This window comes from Streptomyces mexicanus (assembly GCF_902506575.1).
Lineage (GTDB): Bacteria > Actinomycetota > Actinomycetes > Streptomycetales > Streptomycetaceae > Streptomyces > Streptomyces mexicanus.
In genome coordinates, this window is sequence record NZ_LR732572.1 from 1 (window position 1) to 4,053 (window position 4,053).

The following is a 4,053-nucleotide window of genomic DNA, read 5'->3' on the forward strand; positions in this document are numbered from 1 at the left end:
GTTTATATTCTCTCGACGAGACGACCACACGCAGGTCTAGCGCGGTGGGGAGCGCAGGGCAGCGTCAGCGGTGTATAGGAGACAGCCGCCACGCGCCCCGGCGCGCGCCGTCCCCGATCACCTACGTCCTGCTCATCGCGGTGCCCGCGCTGGCCGCCGTCGCCGCACTCCGCCCGCGCTGACCCGCCGACCGCCGACCGCCGACCCGCTGACCCGCTGATCCCTGGAGGAACCCCTTGCCGGAATGGCTTGTTCTCATCCTCGCGATGCTCGCCGCCTGTGCCGTGGTGGTGCTCATCACCTTCGTACGGCACCGCACGGCGTCCGAGGACGAGGATCCCAGTGAGACCCCCGACGTCATCGAGTACATGACGATGTGGATCGGCGTGGTCTACGCCATCGTGCTGGGCCTGGCCATCGCGGGCGTCTGGGAGGCGCGCGTGGCCGCCCAGGACCACGTCCAGGCGGAGGCGCAGGCGCTGCACGAGATCTCCGAGCGCGTCCGGGTCTACCCGCCTGAGGTCCGCGACCGCATCCGGTCCGATGTCAACGCCTATGTCGGACACGTCGTCACCACCGAGTGGAAGACGATGGTGGACAAGGGCCACGTCACCGCGCAGGGCGACCAGCTCCTGGAGCGCATCCGCGCCGACGTCACCGACTACCGGCCGAAGTCGGACTTCGAGGCCCAGGCCTACCAGCCGCTGGTGGACCAGGTGACCGCGGCGGACCAGGCCCGCGCGGCGCGCGCGGACTCCACCGGGTCCACCATGCCGGGCGTGGTGTGGTTCGGCCTCATCACCGGGGCCCTCGTCACCATCGGGATGGTGTTCGCGCTGCAGATCCGGCGCACGACCCGGGAGCTGGTGCTCGCCGGGCTGTTCTCCGCGCTGATCGCCTTCCTGCTCTTCCTCATCTGGGACTTCGACGTGCCCTACAGCCGGGGCCTGTCCGCGTCGACGGGCCCCTTCCTGGACCTGTTCCCGCACCTGAAGAGCTGACGCGGGCTCAGCCGGTCCCCCGGCCGCAGGAACGGGTCCCCTGGGCGGCCCACACCGTTGCCCCGTTCGCGCGAGTGCGATCGCGCCGCCGTACGCACCTTCCTAGCGTTTTGATCATCGAGGTGCATTTCCGGCGCACGCGGAAAAGGTCCGCAGCTGCTCCTCGGGGACCCGGAGGATTCTCATCATGCGCGTCATACACGCCGTTTCGGCCGCACTGCTGGGCATCGGCGCCCTCACCCTGTCCGCGCCCGCCGCCGTCGCGAGCGGCGGTGACGGCCACTCCTACGGCGGCGGCAGCCACGCGTCCGGCGGCGACAGCGGTTACGACGACGACGGCGGGGGCGGCCGGGACTCGGACCGTTCCGGCTCCGGCGGCGGCCGCTCCTACGGCGGCGGAGGCTACGGGGACGACGAGGAGGAGGGCCGCGGCGGTCAGGGCGGAGGCCGCCCCGAGCACTTCCGGCACGGCGTCCACGCGGGCGAGGGCGGCACCATCGCCGGCTTCGACCTGAAGGAGGTCGGTATGGGTACCGCGCTGATCGCGGGTTCGGTCGGCGCGGCCTACTACCTCTCGCGCCGCCGCCCCGGCGAGGAGGGCGTCGCCTGACGCCCCGGCAGCAGGCGGACGCCGTCGCCCCGGACCCTGCCCGGTCCGGGGCGACGGCGTGTGCGCCCGATCCGGCGCGACGAGTGGCGGTGTGCCGGGCGGGCATCACCGCCCGGCGGGACGTGGGGAATCGTGGACGCGGTGAATCGCCCGGGGGTCCCTCAGGTGCGTCCGCCGGAACGGCCGCGCAGCCAGACGAGGCCGCCCCCGACGACGCCCGCCGCGAGCAGCCCGCCGCCGATGGCGAGGTCCGCCTTGGTGGCGCCGGTGGTCCTGCCGTCGCCGGACGCGACGGCGGACGCGAGCGCCGGCCGGTGGGTGTGCGGGGAGCCGGTGCCGTGCGCGACGGCCGCCGGGGCGGCCGGGCCGACGACGGCGGCGACGGCGATCAGGACCGCCGCGGAAGGGGGAGCAGTGCGCATGTGTGCCTCCGCGGAAGGCGCCCCGGGGCCCCGTACCCGGTCGATCGGCGAGAAAGCGCCTCCCGGACACACCCTGGGACGCCCTGCTCGCGGGCGCATGCCGACCCTGGCCGTTCGGGGCTCGTCCGTCCCGGTGAGCCCCCGGACCTGGTCGTCCCGGTGCGCGCCGGAGCCGATCCGTCCCGGTGAGCCGCCGCGCCGATCCGTCCCGGTGCGCCGCCGCGCGCCGGAGGTGCCCGGCCACCCGTTCGCCCGCGTCCCGTCGCCGGGCGTGTGCGCGGAGCCTAGCGTGGTGCGTGTGCGCGACGGGCGGGGCGACGGCCACGCCGAGAGGGGATGGCGGATGTCTGCGAGCAAGCTGTCCGACCGTGCCGAGGAGGAGCCGCGGCAACCGGGCGGGAAGCGCGCTCCGTGGGGCGTGATCGCACTGGTGCTGCTGACCGGGCTCGCCCTCGTCCGCAACGGCTCCGGGGAGTACGACGCCGGCCCGCCGCAGCCGGCCAGGGCGGCCGCACCGGGCGTCGCCCACGGCAGTACGCCGAGCGCACCGGCCACCCGGGTGCAGCCGCTGCCGCGCTCGGTGCCGGACCGGGTGACGATCCCCATGATCCAGGTGGACGCGCCCGTCACCCCCGTCGGTGTGGACGAGGACGGCGGGGTGGCCGCGCCGCCGCCCGGTGACCCGAACCTCGCCGGCTGGTTCGACGGCGCCGTCACCCCCGGCGAGAAGGGCACCGCGGTGGTCGTCGGCCACGTGGACAACTCCCTGGGCCCGGCGGTGTTCTACGGACTCGGCGCGCTGAAGCGGGGCAACCACGTCGAGGTCCACCGGCAGGACGGCAGGACGGCCGTCTTCGAGGTGTACGACGTGGAGGTGTTCGCCAAGAACGACTTCCCCGGCGAGCGGGTCTACGGCTCCACGGGCGCCCCGGAGCTGCGGGTCATCACCTGCGGCGGGCGGTACACCAAGCAGTCCGGCTACGAGGGCAACGTCGTCGTCTTCGCCCGCCTGGCGGAGGTCCGGTGACCCGGTGGGTGAAGTGGTCCCGTGAATGAGGTCCCGTGGGTGAGGAGATCGGGTGGACTGAGGTGATCCGGTGATGCGGGGCGATCCGGTGGGCGGCCCGCGTCAGGCGTACGTCCGGCGCGGCACGGTGAAGTGGTACCCCTCGTCCAGCAGCCTGGGCAGATAGGTCCGCAGCGCGCGGACGGTCTGCGAGCGGTCGCCGCCCGCGTCGTGGGAGAGCACCACGACCCCGGGAGCGGCGCCGCGTTCGACCCGGCGCACGATGGCGCGGGTGCCGGGGGTGGTCCAGTCGAGGCTGTCGACGGTCCAGGCCAGCGGTTCCATGCCCATCTCGGCGTTGAGCCGGAAGACGTCGCGGTTCCAGGCGCCGTAGGGGGCGCGGAACCACAGGGGGCGTTCGCCGTAGGCCTTCTCGATGACGTCGCTGGTGCTTTCCAGTTCGTCCCGGATCTCGCTGGGCTTGAGGCGGGTGAGCAGCGGGTGGGTCCAGGTGTGGTTGCCGACGACGTGCCCCTCGTCGGCCATCCGGGCCAGCAGGTCCCGGTTCCAGTCGGCCATCTCCCCGCACACCATGAACGTCGCCCGGATGTCGTAGCGGGCCAGGGTGTCCAGGATGTGCGGGGTGTACTCCGGGTGCGGGCCGTCGTCGAACGTCAGCAGCATGGTGTCGCCGCGGCCGGAAAAGCGCAGGATCGGCGCGGTGCGCACGCCGGTCGGCAACGGCAGGACCGCCTGCGGGGCGTCTGCCGTGAGCGGGCGCAGACGGTAGGTCGAGGGCTTGAGGGCGGCGGTGCGCGGCCCGGGGCCGGGGGCGGGTGGCGGCCGGGCGGCCGGCGGCGTCCCGGCCCGGCCGGGCCCCGGGGCGCCGCCCCGCGGGGTCCCAGGGGCCCCTCCCCGGCTCCTCCCCCCCCCGCCCCCCCCCCCGCCCCCCCCCCGCCCCGTCCTCCGCCGCCCCCCCCCCCGGCCCGCCCCGCCCGCGGCCCCGCCCCCCGG

The 4,053-nt window shown here is 74.8% G+C and carries 6 protein-coding genes; 4 read left to right on the forward strand and 2 right to left on the reverse strand.

Annotation, left to right across the window (positions count from 1 at the left end; genetic code table 11):
• Positions 1 to 44 precede the first annotated feature (44 nt).
• The 3 genes from GV126_RS32470 (at position 45) to GV126_RS32480 (ending at position 1,611) form a co-directional block, all read left to right on the forward strand.
• Entirely contained in the window at positions 45 to 182 is a 138-nt protein-coding gene (locus tag GV126_RS32470; protein ID WP_159674546.1) for a hypothetical protein, read from the forward strand.
• A 54-nt stretch (positions 183 to 236) separates the two neighbouring features.
• A complete protein-coding gene (locus GV126_RS32475) occupies positions 237 to 1,001 on the forward strand; it encodes a bestrophin-like domain (RefSeq protein ID WP_185948046.1) in 765 nt (254 codons plus the stop codon).
• A gap of 187 nt (positions 1,002 to 1,188) precedes the next feature.
• Positions 1,189 to 1,611, forward strand: coding sequence for a hypothetical protein (locus tag GV126_RS32480; protein WP_159674548.1), 423 nt, complete (start codon positions 1,189 to 1,191; stop codon positions 1,609 to 1,611).
• 161 nt (positions 1,612 to 1,772) lie between these two features.
• Here GV126_RS32480 and GV126_RS32485 read toward each other — a convergent pair whose 3' ends face one another.
• Positions 1,773 to 2,033 carry a hypothetical protein gene (locus GV126_RS32485; RefSeq protein WP_159674550.1) on the reverse strand — a complete coding sequence of 87 codons (261 nt, stop codon included), beginning with the start codon at positions 2,031 to 2,033 and terminating at the stop codon, positions 1,773 to 1,775.
• A 343-nt stretch (positions 2,034 to 2,376) separates the two neighbouring features.
• Between GV126_RS32485 and GV126_RS32490 the strand changes: the two genes are divergently transcribed.
• On the forward strand, positions 2,377 to 3,060 hold the full coding sequence (locus tag GV126_RS32490; protein ID WP_159674552.1) for a class F sortase: 684 nt from the start codon (positions 2,377 to 2,379) through the stop codon (positions 3,058 to 3,060).
• Positions 3,061 to 3,162: 102 nt separating this feature from the next.
• On the opposite strand, the gene GV126_RS32495 is transcribed toward GV126_RS32490, so the two are convergent.
• The coding region (locus GV126_RS32495; RefSeq protein WP_438947884.1) for a polysaccharide deacetylase family protein at positions 3,163 to 4,053 on the reverse strand (891 nt) is incomplete at its 5' end.